Below are 18617 nucleotides of genomic sequence, written 5' to 3' on the forward strand. Positions count from 1 at the left end.
AGAAGTTACCGTATGCCGGAAGTCCAGCGACAGGCCCCGCCCGGAGATCACCCGGGATCGCCTGGAGATCGCCTGGAGATCGCCTGGAGATCGCCTGGAGATCGCCTGGAGATCGTCGGGGGCTCAGAGCTTGACGATCATCTTTCCGACGTTGTCGCCGCGCAGGACGCCGAAGAACGCCTCCAGGTTGTTCTCGATGCCCTCGACGACCGTCTCGGCGTACTTGAGCTCGCCGGAGCGGACCCAGCCGCCGACCTCCTGGACGAACTGCTGCTGCATGTCGTAGTGGTCGCCGACGAGGAAGCCCTGGATGCGGCCGCGGGTCTGGATGAGGCGCGCGAGGTTCTTCGGGCCGGGGACGGGCTCGGTGCTGTTGTAGACGGAGATCATGCCGCAGACGGCGATGCGGCCGTCCCGGTTGAGCTGGCCGATGGCGGCCTCCAGGTGGTCGCCGCCGACGTTGTCGAAGTAGACGTCGACGCCGTCGGGGGCGGCCTCGCGCAGCTGCTGGCTCACCGGGCCGCTCTTGTAGTTGAAGGCGGCGTCGAAGCCGTACTCCTCGACGAGCAGCTTGACCTTCTCATCGGAGCCCGCCGAGCCGATGACGCGCGAGGCGCCCTTGAGCTTGGCGATCTGCCCGACCTGGCTGCCCACGGCACCGGCGGCACCGGACACGAAGACGGAGTCGCCCTCCTTGAAGGAGGCGGTGCGCAGGAGCCCGGCGTAGGCGGTGAGACCGGTCATGCCGAGGACACCGAGGTACGTCGACAGCGGCGCGGCCTCCGGGTCCACCTTGACGGCCTGCTTGGCGTCCACGACGGCGTACTCGCGCCAGCCGAAGAAGTGCAGGATGTGGTCGCCGGCCTCGATGCCCTCGGCGTTCGAGGCGATGACCTCGCCGACCGCGCCGCCCTGCATGACCTTGTCGAGCTCGAAGGGCGCGACGTACGACTTGGCGGCGCTCATCCGGCCGCGCATGTACGGGTCGACCGACACGTACTTGTTCCGTACGAGCACCTCACCCTCGCCCGGCTGCCGGACCTCGGCCTCGACCAGGGCGAAGTCCTCCGCCTTGGGCCAGCCGACCGGGCGGCTGACGATGTGCCATTCGCGGCTGACGGCGGGGAGCTGGGGGGTCTCGCTCATGAGGGTGCGCCTTTCCTGCGTGCATGCACGCTGCGTGCGTACTACGGCTCTAACTGCTTCGGCTCTAATGCTTCGGCCCTAATACTTCAGTACCTGAAACAACCATGCGCCTGAATATTTCATGATGTCAAGTAAGGCGGTACGCTGGAGTCCATGGCCACGCAAAAGACACCCCGAATCGACCCTCTGACCATGGAGGTCGTCGAACTGATCGGCACGGTCGTGGCCCGCTACCACGAGGAGTACGAGGACGCTGCCGCCGAGCACGCGCTGACCGGTGCGCAGGCGCGGCTGCTGAGCCTGCTGTCGCTGGAGCCGCTGCCCATGCGGCGGCTCGCGCAGAAGCTGAAGTGCGAGCCGTCGAACGTCACCGGGATCGTAGACCGGCTGGAGGCCCGGGGCCTGGTGGAGCGCCGCCCCGACCCGGCCGACCGCCGCGTGAAGCTGGCCGCCGCGACCCCCGAGGGCCGACAGGTGGCCCGGGGGCTGCGCGACTCCCTGAACTTCGCCCGGGAGCCGCTCGCGGGCCTGTCGGAGGAGGAACGGCTCATACTGCGGGATCTGCTGCGGCGGATGCTGGGGGCGGACGTGTACACCGGCTGAGCCGGGGGCTCTACAGCGCCAAAGGGGTGGCGGGCGGCTGGTCCGGCCACGTGAACGCGTACGCCGGGTCCTCTCCCCTGCTCACCCGGACGAAGCGGAGCAGCTCGCGCGCGATGCCCGCGTTGCCCATCGCCCAGCCGGTGAGGGGTTCGAGCGCGCTCGGGTTGGCCCGGTGCTCGATGTTCGACCAGCGCGCGCCGTCGGCGTCGGCCGTCGCCCGGGCCGCGAGGTCGGCGACGAGGACATGGGCGAAGCCCTCGTCCTGGGCGGGCAGCTCGACCAGCCGGTCGCAGGCCAGCGCCAGCACGCCCGCCGTCCCGCAGCAGCGGCCGTTGTTGTCCCAGAAGCCCGGCCGCAGACGCCTCGGCAGGCCCGAGTGCGTCACGGTGTGCCAGCACCGGTCGGCGAGGGCCGCCCACTCGGGGCCGCCGAGGGAGTCCCGGAGCAGGCGGAACACCTGGGCGTCGCCCGCCGGGCCGTGGCACCAGCCGTAGCTGTACCGCTCGATGAGCTCGGGCCGGTCCTGCGGGTCGGAGTGCGGGACCAGGAAGCCCTCGGGACCGGCTTCGTCGCGGGCCACCACGTCCGCCGCGCCGGCCCGCGCCAGTTCGACCAGGTCCGCGCGGCCGGTCGCCCGGCCGACGGCGGTCAGGGCGTAGACGATGCCCAGGGTGCCGTGGGAGATGTGGTGGAGCCGCGTTTCCCTTCCGTTGCGTATTTCCCAGTGCACACCGGCGCGGGTCTCTTCGGCCGTACGCAGGTAGGGGGCCGCCGCGAGAAGGGCCAGTTCGGTGTCGCCCGCGGCCAGCGCGCCGAGGGCGATGCCGGCGTTGCCGCCCATCAGCTCGAACAGATCGCTCCAGCGTGTGCCGTCGAACCGGGAGCGTACGACGTCCAGGGCACGGTCCGCGGCGGCACCGGCGGCCGGGTCGCCCAGGGTGTCGTCGACGGCCCGGAGCGCGACCGCCATTCCGGTCAGGCCGAAGTGGAGGGAGCTGTTGTCCCAGTGCGGTACGGCCGCGGCGAGGCTTCGGGCGGCGCGCAGGGCGGCGTCGCCGTACCGGTCGTCGTGGAAGTGCCGCCGCGCTTCGAGGAGTAGCGGAATGACGCCGGCCGTACCGCTGTAGAGCGTGGGGTTGTGCTCGTCGTCGGACGGCCTGGTGGTCCAGGCGAGGCCGCCGTCCTCGGCGTCCCGCGCGACCCCGAGGAGCCAGCGCAGGGCGTCGGCCGCCAGCGCCTCCACCTGGTCCGGATCAACTGCATCCGGTCCCACGGCTTCCCGTCCCGCCTCGTCCGGTGCCGCCCCGCCCGTGCCCGTACCCGTGCCCGCCACTGTCACGGCGCCAAGCCTGGCATGCGGCACCGTCGGCCCGCGAGGGTCTCGGGGCCTACGGTGCGGCCCGTGCGCAGCAGCAAATCGGGCGTTGCCCGCGAGGGCCTACGTGCACCACCACAGGAACCGGTTGCACGTATCCGACGGCGAGGGGTCCGGGGTCGGGGCCGAGGTGGTCGGAGACGTGGTGGCGGGTGCCGAGGTCTCGGGGGCCGAGGTCGACGCGGGGGCCGAGGTGGAGGTGCCCGGGGCCGTGCCCGCGGTGGACGACTGCTCGTCCTTGGTCTTCTTCTTGTCCTTGGCCGAGGCGGACGCGGACGGCGACCCGGAGTCGGACGCCGACGCGGAGGCGTCGGGCGATTCGCCGGCCGAGCTGCCGTCGGAGCCCGCCGTGTCGCTGAGCGGCTGCGCCGTCTCACCCTTGTCCGAGGACGTCGAACCGTCGGCCGACTTGGCGCCGGCCTCCGCGGCCGGCGTCGGGAGCAGCCCGGGTCCGTCGATGCCGAGCTCGGCGAGGCTCAGTCCGCCCGCCGCCAGGACGAAGCCCGCGACGATGAGCAGTGTCCGGCGCCGTCGGCGGCGGTGTGCCGCGGCCTTGCGGTCGCGTCGGCTCGCGCCACCCGGAGCGTCCGGGTTCTCCGGGCCGGCCAGGTCCTCGGCGCCCCTTCCGCGGGGCCGGCCCCGGCCCTGGCTCCGCCGCCGGGCGGCCCGCCCGGGACGGTCCTCCCCGTCGTCGTCCTCGTCGTACAAGGCGTCGGCCGCGTCCGTTTCGGAGCGTGCGTCGGTGTCCTCCGCATGCGTGCGGAGCTCTTCGGCTGGTGCGCCGCACCCCGGGCAGGCAAGGGCGCCATTGAGGTGCCGTCGGCACGGGTCGCAGTAGTCCATGACGCGGGAAGACTAAGTTCCTCACAGGTAACGTTCATAGGCACAGCTGTGAATGTTGTGTAGTGAACTGGCCGTTCCGGCGTGCCGAGTTGAGACACCCCCGAACATTCCCCGCCATCCTGCGCCCATCGCGTCGAAACCGTTATGTGTTCGACCCATTGACACTCCAGGGGCCACGTCCTTACTGTCACGCCAGCATTTCGAACGTGTGACGAAATTTCGAACAGAGCCGAAGAGCACAGGGGGCAACTGCCGTGCGCATCACGGGAATCAGCACACACGTGGTCGGGACGCCTTGGCGGAACCTGACGTACGTCCAGGTGCACACCGACGAGGGCATCACCGGAGTCGGCGAGACCCGCATGCTGGGCCACACCGACGCACTGATCGGCTATCTGCGGGAGGCGGAGGCCAATCACATTCTCGGGTCCGACCCATTCGCTGTCGAGGACCTCTTCCGACGGATGAAGTACGGCGACTACGGGCGCGCCGGTGAGATCGTGATGTCCGGCATCGCGGTCATCGAGATGGCCTGCTGGGACATCAAGGGCAAGGCCCTCGGAGTGCCGGTGTGGCAGCTGCTCGGCGGCAAGGTCACCGACAAGGTCAAGGCCTACGCCAACGGGTGGTACACCACCGAGCGGACCCCGGAGGCCTATCACAAGGCCGCCCAGGAGGTCGTCGCCCGCGGCTACAAGGCCCTCAAGATCGACCCCTTCGGGACCGGGCACTTCGAGCTCGACCACGAGGCGACCCTCTACTCCGTCTCGCTCATCGAGGCCGTGCGCGACGCGATCGGTCCCGAGGCCGAGCTGATGCTGGAGATGCACGGCCGCTTCTCCCCCTCCACCGCCGTCCGGCTCGCCCGCGAGCTGGCGCCCTTCAAGCCCGCCTGGCTGGAGGAGCCGGTGCCGCCGGAGAACCTGAAGGCGCTGGAGAAGGTCGCCGCCAAGGTCGACATCCCGGTCGCCACCGGTGAGCGCATCCACGACCGCGTCGAGTTCCGCGAGCTCTTCGAGAGCCAGGCGGTCGACATCATCCAGCCCGACGTCGGTCACATCGGCGGCATCTGGGAGACCAGGAAGCTGGCCGCCACCGCCGAGGCGCACTACGTGCTCGTCGCCCCGCACAACGTGGGCGGGCCGGTCCTCACCGCGGCCTCCCTCCAGGTCGGCTTCAGCTCGCCGAACTTCAAGATCCTGGAGCACTTCAACGACTTCGCGGACGCGGACATCAAGAAGGTCGTGAAGGGCGCGCCGCAGGTCGTCGACGGCTACTTCCAGCTGTCCCACGAGCCCGGGCTCGGCGTGGAGCTGGACGTCGACGCGGCGGCCGAGTTCCCGCAGCAGCAGGCCCGCTTCGACCTGTGGGCGGACGGCTGGGAGCAGCGCAAGCCGAAGGGGTCGCAGTGAGCACCGCGGTCGTCATCGAGGCGCCGGGCGAGCACCGGCTGACCCCGCACGAGCCCCGGCGGCCGGAGGCGGGCGAGGCGCTCGTACGCGTCCACGCCGTCGGTATCTGCGGCAGCGACCGCGAGGTGTACCAAGGCAACCGGCCGGACGGGTACGTCCGTTACCCGCTCACCCCCGGGCACGAGTGGTCCGGGACGGTCGAGGAGGTGGGCGCCGGGGTCCCGTCGACCCTGGTCGGCCGCAAGGTCGTCGGCGAGGGCTTCCGCAACTGCCAGGTCTGCGACCGCTGCCACGCGGGCGAGACAACGTTGTGCACGGCGGGGTACGAGGAGACCGGGTTCACCCAGCCGGGTGCGATGGCGACCACGCTGACGCTGCCGGCCCGGCTGCTCCATGTCCTGCCGGACGACGCCGATCTGACGGCCGCCGCCCTGCTGGAGCCGGCCGCCTGCATCGCGGCCGCCGCGCTCAAGGCGAACGCCCGGCCGGGCGAGCGGGTGGCGGTGGTCGGTACCGGCACGCTCGGGATGTTCGCCGTGCAGTTCCTGAAGGCGGGCTCCCCGGCCGAGCTGCTCGTGGTGGGCACCCGGCCGGACCGCGAGAAGCTCTCCAGGGACTTCGGCGCCACCGACTTCCGTACGCGCGACCAGGAGCTCCCCGACGACTTCGACGTCGTCATCGAGACCGCCGGGTCCGCGTCCGCCGCGCGCACCTCCGCCTCCCTGCTCCGGCGCGGCGGACGCCTCGTCCTGACGGGGATCCCGGCGGCGGGTGCCGAGGGGCTCGACCCCACCGATCTCGTCGTACGGCAGCTGGAGGTGCACACCGTGTTCGGGGCGCCGCCGGAGGCCTGGGCGCACACGGTGCGGGTGTTCGGCGCGGGGTTGCTGAACCCGTTGCCGCTGGTCACGCACGAGCTGCCGCTCGCCGGGTTCCCCGAGGCCATCGAGCTGGTGGGGTCCGGCGATCCCAAGGTCGGAAAGGTCCTTCTGCGCCCATGAGCCGGGTACGTCCGCGCCCCTGAGCCGTACGCCGGTACGGAAGTCCTGACACTCCGTACCGGCGTACACCCACCGATACGAACCATGTCCGAAATATCGAACGCGAAGGACCAGCTAGTGACCGACGCCTCCCCTACGGCAGCCCGTCGACCCGGTGAGCAGGCGCTCGCCGCGCTCGGCCTGGGCGCGCCCGACCTCTCCCCCGCCGACGCCTCGCCGCACACCTTCCCGGGAGGCGGCCGCTGGCGCATCGAGGTTCCCTCCGTCGAGGGGCCCGAGGCGCTGGGCGTGGTCCTCAAGGAGTCCTCGCGGCTCGATGTGCCGATCCACCGGATAAGCCAGGGCAGCGGCGTCTGGATGCTGACCGACGCCGAGATCACCGAGATGGTCGAGGCCACCGGTGAACGCGACATCGAACTCTGCCTGTTCACCGGGCCGCGCGGCACCTGGGACATCGGCGCCTCCGTGCGCACCGACTCGCGCGGCGCCGGACTGCGCGCCCGCGGGCACGACGCGGTCGCCGGGTGCGTCGAAGACGCCGTCCGCGCGACGGAGCTGGGCGTCAAGTGCCTGCTCGTCGCCGACGAGGGCGTGCTGTGGACGCTGCACCGGGCCCGTGTCGCCGGGATCATCCCGGCCGACACGACCCTCAAGGTCTCGGCGCTGATCGGCCCGGTCAACCCGGCCGCCTACGCCGTGTACGAGAACCTCGGCGCCGACTCGGTCAACGTACCGAGTGATCTGACGCTCGATCACCTCACCGAGATCCGGCGGGTTTCCGCCGCCCCCATGGACATGTACATCGAGGCCCCCGACGACCTCGGCGGGTACGTGCGGATGTACGAGGTCGCCGAGCTGATCCGGCGCGGCGCACCGCTCTATCTGAAGTTCGGCCTGTCCAAGGCCCCTGGGATCTACCCGTACGGCCACCACATGCGGGACCTGACCCTCAACACGGCCCGGGAGAGGGTGCGGCGCGGCCGGCTCGCCCTGGACCTGCTGGCGCGGCACGGAGCGGACGGCGACATGGCGCCGCTCGGCACCCGGCTGCCCGGCGATCTCAAGCGATTCGACACTCCCTCATAACGTTCGAACAAACCCCCTTCACACAAGACCGCACAGCCGCGCACAATCCCACACACCTCTTGTCGGTCTCTCCCTCGTACCGCTCCCGGAGCATCCCGTATCGCGAGACCGAACCGGTCCAAGACATCAAGGATGATGATCATGCGTAACCGCAGAGCCGCCCTCGCCGCCATAGCCGGTGCAGCCTCCCTCGCCCTCACCCTGTCCGCCTGCGGCCAGAGCAGCGACGGCGGCAGCAAGGACACCAGCAAGGACACCAAGGGCGCCACGATCGGCATCTCGATGCCGACCAAGTCCTCCGAGCGCTGGATCGGCGACGGCAACAACGTGGTCAAGAACCTTGAGGCGAAGGGCTACAAGACCAAGCTGGCCTTCGGCGAGGACGACCCGGACCAGCAGGTCTCGCAGATCGAGAACATGATCACCCAGGGTGTGAAGGCCCTGATCATCGCGGCCATCGACAACAAGTCGATGAACAACGTGCTCCAGCAGGCCGCCGACGCCAACATCCCGGTGATCTCCTACGACCGCCTGATCCTCGGCAGCAAGAACGTCGACTACTACGCGTCGTTCGACAACTCGAAGGTCGGCGAGCTCCAGGGCAACTACATCCTGCAGAAGCTCGGTCTCGCGGACGGCTCCAAGAAGGGCCCGTTCAACATCGAGCTCTTCGCCGGCTCGAACGATGACAACAACACGAAGTACTTCTTCGGCGGCGCGATGAAGGTCCTCCAGCCGTACATCGACAAGAAGCAGCTCGTCGTCAAGTCCGGCCAGACCGCGCTGAACCAGGTCACCACCCTGCGCTGGGACGGCGGCACCGCCCAGAAGCGCATGGACGACATCCTGACCTCGGCGTACAAGAGCGCCCGGGTCGACGCGGTGCTCTCGCCCTACGACGGCATCTCCATCGGCATCCTCTCCTCGCTGAAGTCGGACGACTACGGCTCCTCCAGCAAGCCGCTGCCCATCGTCACCGGTCAGGACGCCGAGCTCGCCTCGGTGAAGTCGATCATCGCCGACGAGCAGACGATGACCGTCTACAAGGACACCCGCCAGCTGGCGAAGGTGGCCTCGAACATGGTCGACGCGGCCCTCAAGGGCAAGAAGCCCGAGATCAACGACGACAAGACGTACGACAACGGCACCAAGGTCGTCCCCGCCTACCTGCTGCAGCCGGTGAGCGTCGACAAGACGAACTACGAGAAGGAGCTCGTCGCCACGGGCTACTACAAGGACAGCGACCTCAAGTAACCGCCGCCCCCTACTGATTGGAAGGCACGACCATGGCGGGACCCGTCCTGGAAATGCGCTCGATCGTCAAGACCTTTCCCGGCGTCAAGGCGCTGTCGGACGTCACTCTGACCGTCCAACAGGGCGAGGTCCACGCCATCTGCGGTGAGAACGGCGCCGGTAAGTCGACCCTCATGAAGGTCCTCTCCGGCGTCCACCCGCACGGAAGTTACGAAGGAGACATCCTCTTCGAGTCGGAGGTCTGCTCGTTCAAGGACATCAGGGCCAGTGAGCACCACGGCATCGTGATCATCCACCAGGAGCTGGCCCTGGTGCCCTACCTCTCCATCGCGGAGAACATCTTCCTCGGCAACGAGCACGCCACGCGCGGGCTCATCAGCTGGACCGACACGCTGCGGCACGCCTCCGAGCTGCTGCGGCGGGTCGGGCTCGACGAGAACCCGAACACCCGGGTCGCCGACATCGGCGTGGGCAAGCAGCAGCTCGTCGAGATCGCCAAGGCGCTGTCGAAGAAGGTGAAGCTGCTCATCCTGGATGAGCCGACGGCCGCCCTGAACGACGAGGACAGCGGCAAACTCCTCGATCTCATCCTGGAGTTGAAGACCCAGGGCATCACCTCGATCATCATCTCGCACAAGCTGAACGAGATCGAGCGGGTCGCGGACTCGGTGACCATCCTGCGCGACGGGCGGACCATCGAGACGCTCGACGTGAAGGCCCCGGAGACCACCGAGGACCGGATCATCAGCGGCATGGTCGGCCGCGACCTGGAACACCGCTTCCCGGACCGGACACCGCACGAGCCGGAGGCGGGCTCCGCGCCCGCCCTGGAGATCCGCGACTGGACCGTGTTCCACCCGATCGACCAGCAGCGCAAGGTCGTTGACGATGTGTCAATTTCCGTGCGGCGCGGGGAGATCGTCGGGATCGCGGGACTCATGGGCGCCGGCCGCACCGAACTGGCGATGAGCGTCTTCGGGCGCACCTACGGCCGGTACGCGGGCGGCACGGTGCTCAGGGACGGCAAGGAGATCCGTACGAAGTCCGTGCCCGAGGCGGTCGGACACGGGATCGCGTACGTCACCGAGGACCGCAAGCACTACGGCCTCAACCTCATCGACACCATCAACCGCAACATCTCGCTCAGTGCCCTGGGCAAGGTCGCCAGGCGCGGGGTCGTCGACGAGCACGAGGAGCGGAAGGTCTCCGAGGGCTTCCGCAAGTCCATGAACATCAAGGCGCCGACCGTCTTCGAGCCGGTGGGCAAGCTGTCGGGCGGCAACCAGCAGAAGGTCGTCCTCAGCAAGTGGATCTTCGCGGGCCCCGAGGTGCTGATCCTCGACGAGCCGACCCGCGGGATCGACGTGGGCGCCAAGTTCGAGATCTACACGGTCATCGACAAGCTGGCGGCCGAGGGCAAGGCGGTCGTCTTCATCTCCTCCGAGCTGCCGGAGCTGCTCGGTATGTGCGACCGCATCTACACGATGGCCGCGGGACGGCTGACGGGTGAGTTCTCGCGGGCGGAGGCCTCGCAGGAAACGCTGATGCGTCAGATGACGAAGGACAAAGAGGTAACGCGATGAGCACGGATGTGACCGCCAAGACGCCGGCCCCGGCACCGCCCGGCAAGAGCGGAACGGCCTCGGGCGAGGGCCTGCTCCAGCTGATGCTGGACGGCATGCGCCGCAACATGCGGCAGTACGGCATGCTGTTCGCCCTCGGCCTGATCGTGGTGCTGTTCGCCGTGTGGACCAACGGCGACCTGCTGCTGCCGCGCAACGTCTCCAACCTGGTGCTGCAGAACAGCTACATCCTGATCCTCGCGATCGGCATGATGCTCGTCATCATCGCGGGCCACATCGACCTGTCGGTCGGCTCGCTGACGGCGTTCGTGGGCGCGATGGGCGCCGTACTGATGGTCAACCACGACATCTCCTGGCCGATCGCGCTGGTGATGTGTCTGGCCATCGGCGGGGCCGCGGGCGCCGCGCAGGGCTTCCTCATCGCGTATCTCGGCATACCGTCGTTCATCGTGACCCTGGCGGGCATGCTGACCTTCCGCGGTCTGACCGAGATCTTCCTCAAGGGCCAGACGATCGGCCCGTTCCCGGACGGTCTGCAGAAGGTCGCCAACGGCTTCCTGCCCGAGGTCGGTCCGAACACGAACTACCACAACCTCACACTGCTGCTCGGCATCGGTCTGATCGCGTTCGTGGTGTTCCAGGAGGTCCGCGACCGCAAGCGGCAGCAGGAGTTCTCGCTCGACATCCTGCCCAGGAACCTCTTCCTCCTGAAGCTCGTCGCGCTGATCGCCGCCGTGCTCACCGTCACCATGCTGCTCGCCAGCTACAAGGGTGCTCCGGTGGTCCTGCTGATCCTTGGCGTCCTGGTCGCCGGCTTCGGCTATCTGATGCGCAACGCGGTCATCGGACGGCACATCTACGCGATCGGTGGCAACCTCCCGGCGGCCAAGCTGTCGGGTGTGAAGGACAAGAAGGTCACCTTCCTGGTCTTCCTGAACATGGGCATGCTCGCGGCCCTGGCGGGTCTGGTCTTCGCCGCCCGCTTCAACGCGGCCTCGCCCAAGGCCGGTCTGAACTTCGAACTGGAAGCGATCGCGGCCTCGTTCATCGGCGGCGCGTCGATGAGCGGCGGCGTGGGCACGGTCCTCGGCGCGATCATCGGTGGTCTCGTCCTGGGCGTGCTGAACAACGGCATGAACCTCGTCGGCATCGGCACCGACTGGCAGCAGGTCATCAAGGGCCTGGTGCTCCTGGCGGCGGTCGGCTTCGACGTGTGGAACAAGCGCAAGGTCGGTTCGTAAGTCAGCTCGGGCCCCGCCGGCAAGCCGGCGGGGCCCATCCTTTATGGGAGCCGCTAGATGGAACTGAACAGACGCACGGTCATCGCAGGCGCCGCGGCGGCAGGGATAGCCGCCACCACGCTCGGCGGTACGGCACACGCCTCGGGAGGCAGGAAGCCGGTGAAGGAGCTCTTCGGGAAGCTCGCGGACGGCACGAAGATCTACCGCTGGTCGCTGGAGAACGGCGGCACGAAGCTCAAGGTCCTGTCCTACGGCGGCATCGTCCAGTCCCTGGAGATCCCCGACCGGCACGGCAAGTACAAGAACGTCTCCCTGGGCTTCGACAACATCGAGGACTACGTCGCCAAGACCCCGTACTTCGGCGCACTGATCGGCCGGTACGGAAACCGCATCGGCAAGGGCCAGTTCACCCTCGACGGCACGAGCTACCAGCTCTCCGTCAACGACGGTGTGAACAGCCTGCACGGCGGGGTCAAGGGCTTCGACAAGCACGTGTGGGACATCGAGGGCTTCACCAAGGGCTCCGACGTGGGCCTGTACCTGTACTACACGAGCATCGACGGCGAGATGGGCTACCCCGGAACGCTCAAGGTGAAGGTCACCTACACCCTCACCAAGCACGGCGACTGGCGCCTCGACTACGAGGCCACCACCGACAAGGCCACCGTCGTCAACCTCACCAGCCACGTCTACTGGAACCTGGCGGGCGAGGGCAGCGGCTCGATCTACGACCACGAGCTGAAGATCGCCGCGGCCCGCTACACCCCCGTCGACTCCGGCCTGATCCCCACCGGTGAGCTGGCCAAGGTCGCGGGCACCCCCTTCGACTTCCGCCACACCAAGACGGTCGGTGAGGACATCCGGATCGCCAACCAGCAGCTGCTGTACGGCAAGGGCATCGACCACAACTGGGTCCTCGACAAGGGCATCACGGGCAAGCCCGAGCACGTCGCGACCCTCCGGGACCCCCGCTCCGGCCGCACCCTGAAGATCGCGACGACCGAGCCGGGCCTGCAGTTCTACTCGGGCAACTTCCTGGACGGCACGCTCGTCGGAACCGGCGGTCACATCTACCGCCAGGGCGACGCGCTGTGCCTGGAGACCCAGCACTTCCCGGACTCGCCGAACAAGCCGTCGTTCCCGTCGACCGTGCTCCGGCCGGGGCAGACGTACCGGACGACGACGGTGCACTCGTTCGGCGCGTGAACCGGCGTACGTGAACCGGCGTGCGTGAACGAGCCGTGAACCCGGGCTCGCGTGAACCGACTTCACAGCGGGTTCACAATTTCCGCACGAATTCACAGGCGTTGAACAGCGCCACCTCCGTATCCGTATAGAAGGGCGGCCCGTGCTCCCCCGCACGGGCCACCCAAAGACGGAGGGCCCGTCCTCCCCAGCGGGCCCGCCCTATACGGAGGTTCCATGGCCGGCAATGTCACCTCGCTCTTTCGCGGCACTGCGGCGCACAGCCCCTCGATGGCCGCGCTGACGCGGGAGGGTGACGGGGCCGGTCCCGTGGACTTCTGCATCCCCTGCAATCCGTACTTCCCCACGCCCGCGATGTTCGACGAACTGGCGGGCCGGCTGCGCGAGATCATCACGTACTACCCGAGCAGCGCCGACACCATCACGGCCGAGCTGTGCTCGCTGCTCCAACTCCCGCCGCAGTGCGTCGCGATGGGCAACGGTTCCACCGAACTCATCACCTGGATCGACCACTTGCTGGTCCGGGAGTCCCTCGCGATACCCGTCCCCACGTTCGGCCGCTGGACCGACCAGCCGCTGGAGACCGGCAAGCGGGTCGACATGTTCCCGCTCCAGGAGTCCACCGGCTTCGCCCTCGACCTCGCCCAGTACGCCCAGTTCATCCGCTCCCGCGGCACCCGTGTCGCCGTCATCTGCAACCCGAACAACCCCGACGGCGGCTTCATCCCGCGCCAGTCGCTCATCCAGTTCATGGACGCGATGGCGGACCTGGACCTGATCGTCATCGACGAGTCGTTCCTGGAGTTCGCCGACGCGGAGAGCGAACCGAGTGTCGTCGAGGACGCCGTGATGCGGCCCAACGTCATCGTGCTGCGCAGCCTCGGCAAGAACTTCGGACTGCACGGCATCCGCTTCGGCTATCTCGTCGCCAACCCGGCCCTGGCCGGCAAGGTCCGCTCGATGCTGCCCAAGTGGAACCTCAACTCCTTTGCGGAGACCGTGGTGTTCATGCTCAAGGAGCACGGCGCCGAGTACATGGAGAGCCTGCACATGGTCCGCCGCGACCGGCTCGACATGGCCCGCCAGCTCTCCGCGCTGCCCGGCCTGACGGTCTACCCGTCCCAGGGCAACTTCCTCTTCGTGCGCCTCCCCGTGGGCGCCGAAGGCACCGTGGTCCGGGACCGACTGCTCACCGAGCACCGGATCCTGGTCCGCGAGTGCGGCAACAAGATCGGTTCGTCCAGCCGCTTCCTGAGACTCGTGGTGCGCCCCCAGGTGGATGTGCGTCGCCTGGTGTCCGGCCTGGAACAGGTGCTCTACGGGACCAGGAGGGGAGCCGCCGTACCCGAGCTGGGCACAGGGACCAGCTACAGCTCGGGTACGGCGGCGGTGGACCGCCTGGTCAGTGCCACGAACGGAGCGGGCATGCAGGGGCTCGCCGCGCAGGCGGCCGCGTGGCCGGGCCCGGCCGCGGTACAGCCCGCGCAGATGCCCGCACAGATGCCCTCGCAGTTGCCCTCACAGATGCCCTCACAGATGCCGAGCCTGCCGGCCCCGCAGCCGGCGGCGGTGTCGAACTTCCCCACGCCCCAGCCCGCGGCGATGTCGAACTTCCCGCTCGCGCAGCCCGCGGGGGTGTCGAACTTCCCCACCCCGCAGCCCACCGCCTGGCCTGCCGCGGCACAGGCACCCGGAGCCATGCCCGCACCGGCACCGACACAGGCACGGCCACCGGCACAGGCACCGCCCGGGGCCATGCCCGGTATGGCGCAGGCGCCTGCCGCCGGGCTGGGCGCCGCCGGAGGCCTGACGGCGGCCCAGGTCCGAGGCCGTACCCAGCCGGAACCGCAGCCGCAGCCCCAGCAGCCGACCGGCTGGCCGGCCGTGGGCGCCATGCTGTACGGCCAGGCGGGCTAGGCAGGCTCGGTACGCTCGGCAATCTCAATAGGCAACGGGCCACCCACTGCTCCAGTTCAGCAGGTTGATCCCGAGCTTGGGTGTCCCGCTGTCGTTGCCGTCGTAGTAGTGATAGACGATCAGGTCCCCGTCCGAATCGGCCATGATGGACTGCCCGCCGGGCCCGATGACGCTGCCGTGCGACTCCAGCACGGCCGTGCCGCCATTGCTCATCATGGCGACGCCGCTCTGGTCGTAGTACGGCCCGGTGACACTCGTGGCCCGCCCCACCTTGACCTTGTACGTCGAACTGGTCCCCTGACAGCAGACGTCGTACGAGGCGAACAGGTAGTAGTAGCCGTTCCGTTTGACGATGTACGGCGCCTCGACGGCCTTGGTCCCGGTGGGCCGCGAGGCGAGGGAGTACCGCGTCGTGTTGCTGGAGAGCTGCTTCCCTGTCGACGGGTCGATCTGGATCATCTTGATGCCGGTCCACCAACTGCCGAAGGACAGCCACCACTTGCCGTCGTCGTCCACGAAGAGGTTCGGGTCGATGGCGTTGTAGTCGCTGGAGCTGGTGGACGTGTAGACGATCCCGTAGTCGCTCCAGGAGCCGGGCAGCCCGGTCGTCGAACCGGCCAGGCCGATGGCCGACGTGTTCGACCCGAAGGTCGAAACGGCGTAGTACATCAGGTACTTGCCGCCGTGGTACGAGATGTCGGGCGCCCAGGCCTCGGTCGCGTACGTCGACCACCAGCTCGGCTTGGTGGTGAACGCGTCGCTGCCCGCGGTGAACGCGGTCCGGTCCGTGGAGGTCTTGTAGCTCAGGCCGCCACCGGTGGCGTACAGCAGATACCGCCCGGACGAGGTGCGGATCATCGTCGGGTCGTGCACGACGACGGAACCGGTGACGGTGCCGGGGTTGGGGTAGGCGCTCGCGGTGCCCGGGATCAGGGCGAGCAGGATCGCCGCGGGGACGGCGAGGAGAGCGGTTCTGCGGGAGGTGCGGCTCACGCGGACTTCCTCCTGAGTCTGGTCGAGGTTTGTTCGAGATTCTGAATGCTGGTCATGACTTCGAACGGGACCGTAGAATCGAAGCGCTTCCGCGTCAACGCTTCTGACACACCCAACTCCCGTCACGCGCCCGCAATTTCGGGCCAATCGCGTCACATCACCGGAACCAAAACGCAACCGCCACGGCCCTGTGCGCCGTCTCCCGCCCGGCCTACGATCGACGCGCTTCGTCTACGCGCGTCATGGGTGGCTGAAACAGAGGTGATGGCCGTGCCCCGCAGAGCCCGGATCATGGTGACGATGGCGGCCGCGCTGGGCCTCACGGTGGGCGTGAGCGGCTGCGGCGCGGACACGGCGGCGGACGCGGGGAGCATCACGCTGACCGTCGTCGCGACGAACTACGGCGACAGCGTCCACAAGAACTCGCTGGGCTACTGGGACCGGGTCGGACTCGCCTTCCAGTCCACCCACCCGGGCATTCGCGTGGTGACGAAGGTCTACCCCGCCGACACCGTCGACGCGAAGGTCGCCGAGCTGGTGAAGCGGGGCAAGGCGCCCGACATCGTGCAGACCGGCAGCTACGCCGAGTACGCGTCCAAGGGCCTGCTCTACTCGGCGGACGAACTGCTCTCCATTCCCGTCCAGGCCGGTTTCGTGCCGAGCCTCGCCCAGGCCGGGGAGGCGCAGAACGCCCAGTACGGGCTGCCGTTCACCGCGAGCACCCGGCTGCTCTACTACAACAAGGACCTGTTCCAGCAGGCAGGCCTCAAGCCGCCCACCACCTGGCAGGAACTCCTCGTCGCCGCACGGGTGTTGAAGGCGCAGGGCGTGAAGTACCCGATCGCCGTACCCCTCGGGCCCGAGGAGGCGGAGGCCGAGACGCTGATGTGGCTGCTGGCCGGGGAGGGCGGCTACACCGACGACGCCGGCAGCTACGACTTCACCGCCGACGCCAATGTGTCGACCCTGAACTGGCTGAAGTCGAACCTCGTCGCGGAAGGGCTCACGGGCCCGGTCGCACCGGGCAAGCTGAACGGCAGCCAGGCGCTGAAGGCCTTCGTCGACGGCGACGCGGCGATGGTGAACGCCCCGCTCTCCCTGATGCGGCAGATCGAGGACTCGACGCTGAACGTGCCCTACGGCACCGTCCCGCTGCCGAGCCGCACCGGCAAGACCGTACCGACCATGGGCACCGCCGACTGGACCATCGCCTTCAAGCAGCGCGGGCATCGCGAACAGATCGGCCAGTTCCTCGACTTCCTGTACGGCGACAAGTACGTCACCGAACAGGCCGCCGAGTACCAGCTGCTGCCCGTCACCGTGACGGCCAGCAACGCCATGCGCGCCGACAAGCGCTACCGCAGCCTCTGGAACGGCCTGGACACGCTGACGAACATGGACCTCTACCCGCTCTCCGACACCAACTGGGCGCGAGTGGCGACGGCGATCAGATCGAAGATCGGCGCGTCCGTGAAACCGGGCGGCGACCCCGAGGCCGTACTGGCGTCGATCGCGAAGGCGGCGCGCTGAGCAGCGCTGAGCAACATCGGTGCTCGTGTCAGTGGTCGTTCTCCAGATGCAGCTTGAGGAGATCGATGCCGTAGTCACCGCCGTTGGGCGTGCGGATGATGGTGTGGATGTGCTCCTGGGACGGCGTTCCGCCACCCATGCCCATGCCGCCGCCCGGGCCTCCGGCGTTGGAGCTCGCGCTCGCGCTGGCGCTCGGGCTCGCGGAGGAGTCACCCTTGTAGAAGAGCGGGGCCTGCGCGTCGTACTCGATGAGCACGACCGGACTGTGGATCCGGTAGTAGAAGGCGGAGTCGTCCTCCGTCTCGCCCATCCAGAAGAAGTACGTGTCGTCGAGGTGCTTCTCCACCTCGGTCATCTTGACATCGGCGTGGCCCTCGTTCATGTAGCCGATGTATACCCGGGCCAGGTTGAGCAACTTCTCCTGCTGCGCGGAGGTGAGTTCGGAGCCCTTCAGACCCTCGTAGGCGAGCTTGAGGTTGTCCTGGCCCGCACCGGCCTTCATGTCCTCGTTGCCGTTCGACTGCGAGGAGACCGCCTTCTTGAGCTGCGCCGCGGTGAGGGAGCGGATCATGGTCAGACCGACCGTGGTCTCCGGCTTGAAGAGGGTGATCTTCTCGCCCTTGTACGTGCCCGTCGTGGGCTCCGAGCCCATGAAGGTCGGCGTCATCACGACCTGGTCGCCCAGGACGAAGTAGTTGATGGCGACGTGGTGACCCTCGTACTGGAAGCCCCACGGCTTCGTGGTCGACGGGGTGCCCATGAAGGTGAAGAAGTAGTGGCCCTCGGTCAGGGTCTTCTGGTTGCCGCCGTTGGAGTCGCCCAGGAACGCGTTGAGCTTCATGATGCCGCGGGTCTGGGTGAGACCGTCGGCAGACAGTGCCTCGCCGAGCAGCGCGTAGCCGAGGTTGCGCTGCTTCTCCGTCAGGTCGCCCATGCGGACGCCCTTGCGGTCGTAGCCGTCGACGTTGCTCCACGCCGTCCACTCGTCGGCGTCGATGTCGAAGGTGCAGGACTTGCGCTCCTTCGTGGAGAGCCCGTCCAGGAACGTCTGCGCCGCCTTGACCAGCGCGTCCGTGGAGACGTCCGTGGAGTGGATCGTGTACAGGTCGTCGACGACGGTGCCGTCGGCGGTGACGCCCTTGACGTCCGCGTACTTGATCTGCGAGGCCCCGGGGCCCATGCCGCCCCCTCCACCGCCGCCGGGTCCGCCGGAGGGCATGCCGCCGGGTCCGCCAGAGGGCATGCCGCTGGGGGCGCCGGAGGACGAGGCGGAGCTCGCCGTGTCGGAGGCGTCCGAGGAGCAGCCGGTCATGGTCGCCACGGCGGCCACGCCACCGGCGAGCAGCGCCTTGTTCATGAACCAGCGGCGGCTGCGCTCGGCTTCGGGGGTTCGGGGTCGGTGTCCGTGCATACCTGCCAACGTCCCG

15 protein-coding genes are annotated in these 18617 nt (G+C 68.5%); 10 read left to right on the forward strand and 5 right to left on the reverse strand.

The window, feature by feature from the left end:
• Window positions 1–123: 123 nt before the first annotated feature.
• Window positions 124–1146, reverse strand: coding sequence for an NADP-dependent oxidoreductase (locus tag OG975_RS14985; protein ID WP_406329639.1), 1023 nt, complete (start codon window positions 1144–1146; stop codon window positions 124–126).
• Between the two features lie 153 nt (window positions 1147–1299).
• On the opposite strand from OG975_RS14985, the gene OG975_RS14990 reads away from it, so the two are divergent.
• The gene (locus tag OG975_RS14990) at window positions 1300–1749 is read left to right on the forward strand and encodes a MarR family winged helix-turn-helix transcriptional regulator (protein WP_406329640.1); all 450 of its coding nucleotides are present in this window, start codon (window positions 1300–1302) and stop codon (window positions 1747–1749) included.
• Between the two features lie 10 nt (window positions 1750–1759).
• On the opposite strand, the gene OG975_RS14995 is transcribed toward OG975_RS14990, so the two are convergent.
• The gene (locus tag OG975_RS14995; protein ID WP_406336273.1) at window positions 1760–2983 is read right to left on the reverse strand and encodes a lanthionine synthetase LanC family protein; all 1224 of its coding nucleotides are present in this window, start codon (window positions 2981–2983) and stop codon (window positions 1760–1762) included.
• Between the two features lie 204 nt (window positions 2984–3187).
• Window positions 3188–3967: a hypothetical protein gene (locus tag OG975_RS15000; protein ID WP_406329641.1), complete on the reverse strand. Its 780-nt coding sequence runs from the start codon at window positions 3965–3967 to the stop codon at window positions 3188–3190.
• Between the two features lie 254 nt (window positions 3968–4221).
• Between OG975_RS15000 and OG975_RS15005 the strand changes: the two genes are divergently transcribed.
• From OG975_RS15005 to OG975_RS15040, 8 genes are all read left to right on the forward strand, one after another.
• Window positions 4222–5379 (forward strand): mandelate racemase/muconate lactonizing enzyme family protein, encoded by a 1158-nt coding sequence (locus OG975_RS15005; RefSeq protein WP_406329642.1) that lies wholly within the window; start codon window positions 4222–4224, stop codon window positions 5377–5379.
• Window positions 5376–6380 (forward strand): zinc-binding dehydrogenase, encoded by a 1005-nt coding sequence (locus OG975_RS15010; protein WP_406329643.1) that lies wholly within the window; start codon window positions 5376–5378, stop codon window positions 6378–6380. Before OG975_RS15005 ends, OG975_RS15010 begins: the two co-directional genes overlap by 4 nt.
• An 84-nt stretch (window positions 6381–6464) precedes the next feature.
• Entirely contained in the window at window positions 6465–7466 is a 1002-nt protein-coding gene (locus tag OG975_RS15015) for a hypothetical protein (protein ID WP_406329644.1), read from the forward strand.
• Between the two features lie 135 nt (window positions 7467–7601).
• Window positions 7602–8720 (forward strand): multiple monosaccharide ABC transporter substrate-binding protein, encoded by a 1119-nt coding sequence (chvE, locus tag OG975_RS15020; RefSeq protein WP_406336274.1) that lies wholly within the window; start codon window positions 7602–7604, stop codon window positions 8718–8720.
• A gap of 32 nt (window positions 8721–8752) precedes the next feature.
• Window positions 8753–10303 (forward strand): multiple monosaccharide ABC transporter ATP-binding protein, encoded by a 1551-nt coding sequence (gene mmsA, locus OG975_RS15025; protein WP_406329645.1) that lies wholly within the window; start codon window positions 8753–8755, stop codon window positions 10301–10303.
• Window positions 10300–11544, forward strand: a complete 1245-nt coding sequence (gene mmsB / locus OG975_RS15030) for a multiple monosaccharide ABC transporter permease (RefSeq protein ID WP_406329646.1) — start codon at window positions 10300–10302, stop codon at window positions 11542–11544. Before mmsA ends, mmsB begins: the two co-directional genes overlap by 4 nt.
• A gap of 57 nt (window positions 11545–11601) precedes the next feature.
• Complete coding sequence (locus tag OG975_RS15035) at window positions 11602–12750, forward strand: aldose epimerase family protein (protein WP_406329647.1); 1149 nt, start codon at window positions 11602–11604, stop codon at window positions 12748–12750.
• A gap of 216 nt (window positions 12751–12966) precedes the next feature.
• A complete protein-coding gene (locus OG975_RS15040; RefSeq protein WP_406329648.1) occupies window positions 12967–14667 on the forward strand; it encodes an aminotransferase class I/II-fold pyridoxal phosphate-dependent enzyme in 1701 nt (566 codons plus the stop codon).
• A gap of 24 nt (window positions 14668–14691) precedes the next feature.
• Here the strand turns inward: OG975_RS15040 and OG975_RS15045 are convergent, their stop codons facing one another.
• Complete coding sequence (locus OG975_RS15045) at window positions 14692–15660, reverse strand: arabinan endo-1,5-alpha-L-arabinosidase (protein WP_406329649.1); 969 nt, start codon at window positions 15658–15660, stop codon at window positions 14692–14694.
• Window positions 15661–15924: 264 nt separating this feature from the next.
• Between OG975_RS15045 and OG975_RS15050 the strand changes: the two genes are divergently transcribed.
• A complete protein-coding gene (locus tag OG975_RS15050; RefSeq protein WP_406336275.1) occupies window positions 15925–17190 on the forward strand; it encodes an ABC transporter substrate-binding protein in 1266 nt (421 codons plus the stop codon).
• 28 nt (window positions 17191–17218) lie between these two features.
• On the opposite strand, the gene OG975_RS15055 is transcribed toward OG975_RS15050, so the two are convergent.
• Entirely contained in the window at window positions 17219–18601 is a 1383-nt protein-coding gene (locus OG975_RS15055) for a DUF3500 domain-containing protein (RefSeq protein ID WP_406329650.1), read from the reverse strand.
• Between the last annotated feature and the right edge of the window lie 16 nt (window positions 18602–18617).

This window comes from Streptomyces sp. NBC_00203, assembly GCF_045206325.1.
In the GTDB taxonomy this organism is placed as follows: domain Bacteria; phylum Actinomycetota; class Actinomycetes; order Streptomycetales; family Streptomycetaceae; genus Streptomyces; species Streptomyces lutosisoli.

Excerpts from the sequence above, each read along its gene's own strand:
- OG975_RS14985 (WP_406329639.1), bottom strand. The coding sequence starts at position 1,146 with ATGAGCGAGACCCCCCAGCTCCCCGCCGTCAGCCGCGAATGGCACATC.
- OG975_RS14990 (WP_406329640.1), top strand. The coding sequence starts at position 1,300 with ATGGCCACGCAAAAGACACCCCGAATCGACCCTCTGACCATGGAGGTC.
- OG975_RS15000 (WP_406329641.1), bottom strand. The coding sequence starts at position 3,967 with ATGGACTACTGCGACCCGTGCCGACGGCACCTCAATGGCGCCCTTGCC.
- OG975_RS15015 (WP_406329644.1), top strand. The coding sequence starts at position 6,465 with ATGTCCGAAATATCGAACGCGAAGGACCAGCTAGTGACCGACGCCTCC.
- chvE (WP_406336274.1), top strand. The coding sequence starts at position 7,602 with ATGATCATGCGTAACCGCAGAGCCGCCCTCGCCGCCATAGCCGGTGCA.
- mmsA (WP_406329645.1), top strand. The coding sequence starts at position 8,753 with ATGGCGGGACCCGTCCTGGAAATGCGCTCGATCGTCAAGACCTTTCCC.
- mmsB (WP_406329646.1), top strand. The coding sequence starts at position 10,300 with ATGAGCACGGATGTGACCGCCAAGACGCCGGCCCCGGCACCGCCCGGC.
- OG975_RS15035 (WP_406329647.1), top strand. The coding sequence starts at position 11,602 with ATGGAACTGAACAGACGCACGGTCATCGCAGGCGCCGCGGCGGCAGGG.
- OG975_RS15040 (WP_406329648.1), top strand. The coding sequence starts at position 12,967 with ATGGCCGGCAATGTCACCTCGCTCTTTCGCGGCACTGCGGCGCACAGC.
- OG975_RS15050 (WP_406336275.1), top strand. The coding sequence starts at position 15,925 with ATGGCCGTGCCCCGCAGAGCCCGGATCATGGTGACGATGGCGGCCGCG.
- OG975_RS15055 (WP_406329650.1), bottom strand. The coding sequence starts at position 18,601 with ATGCACGGACACCGACCCCGAACCCCCGAAGCCGAGCGCAGCCGCCGC.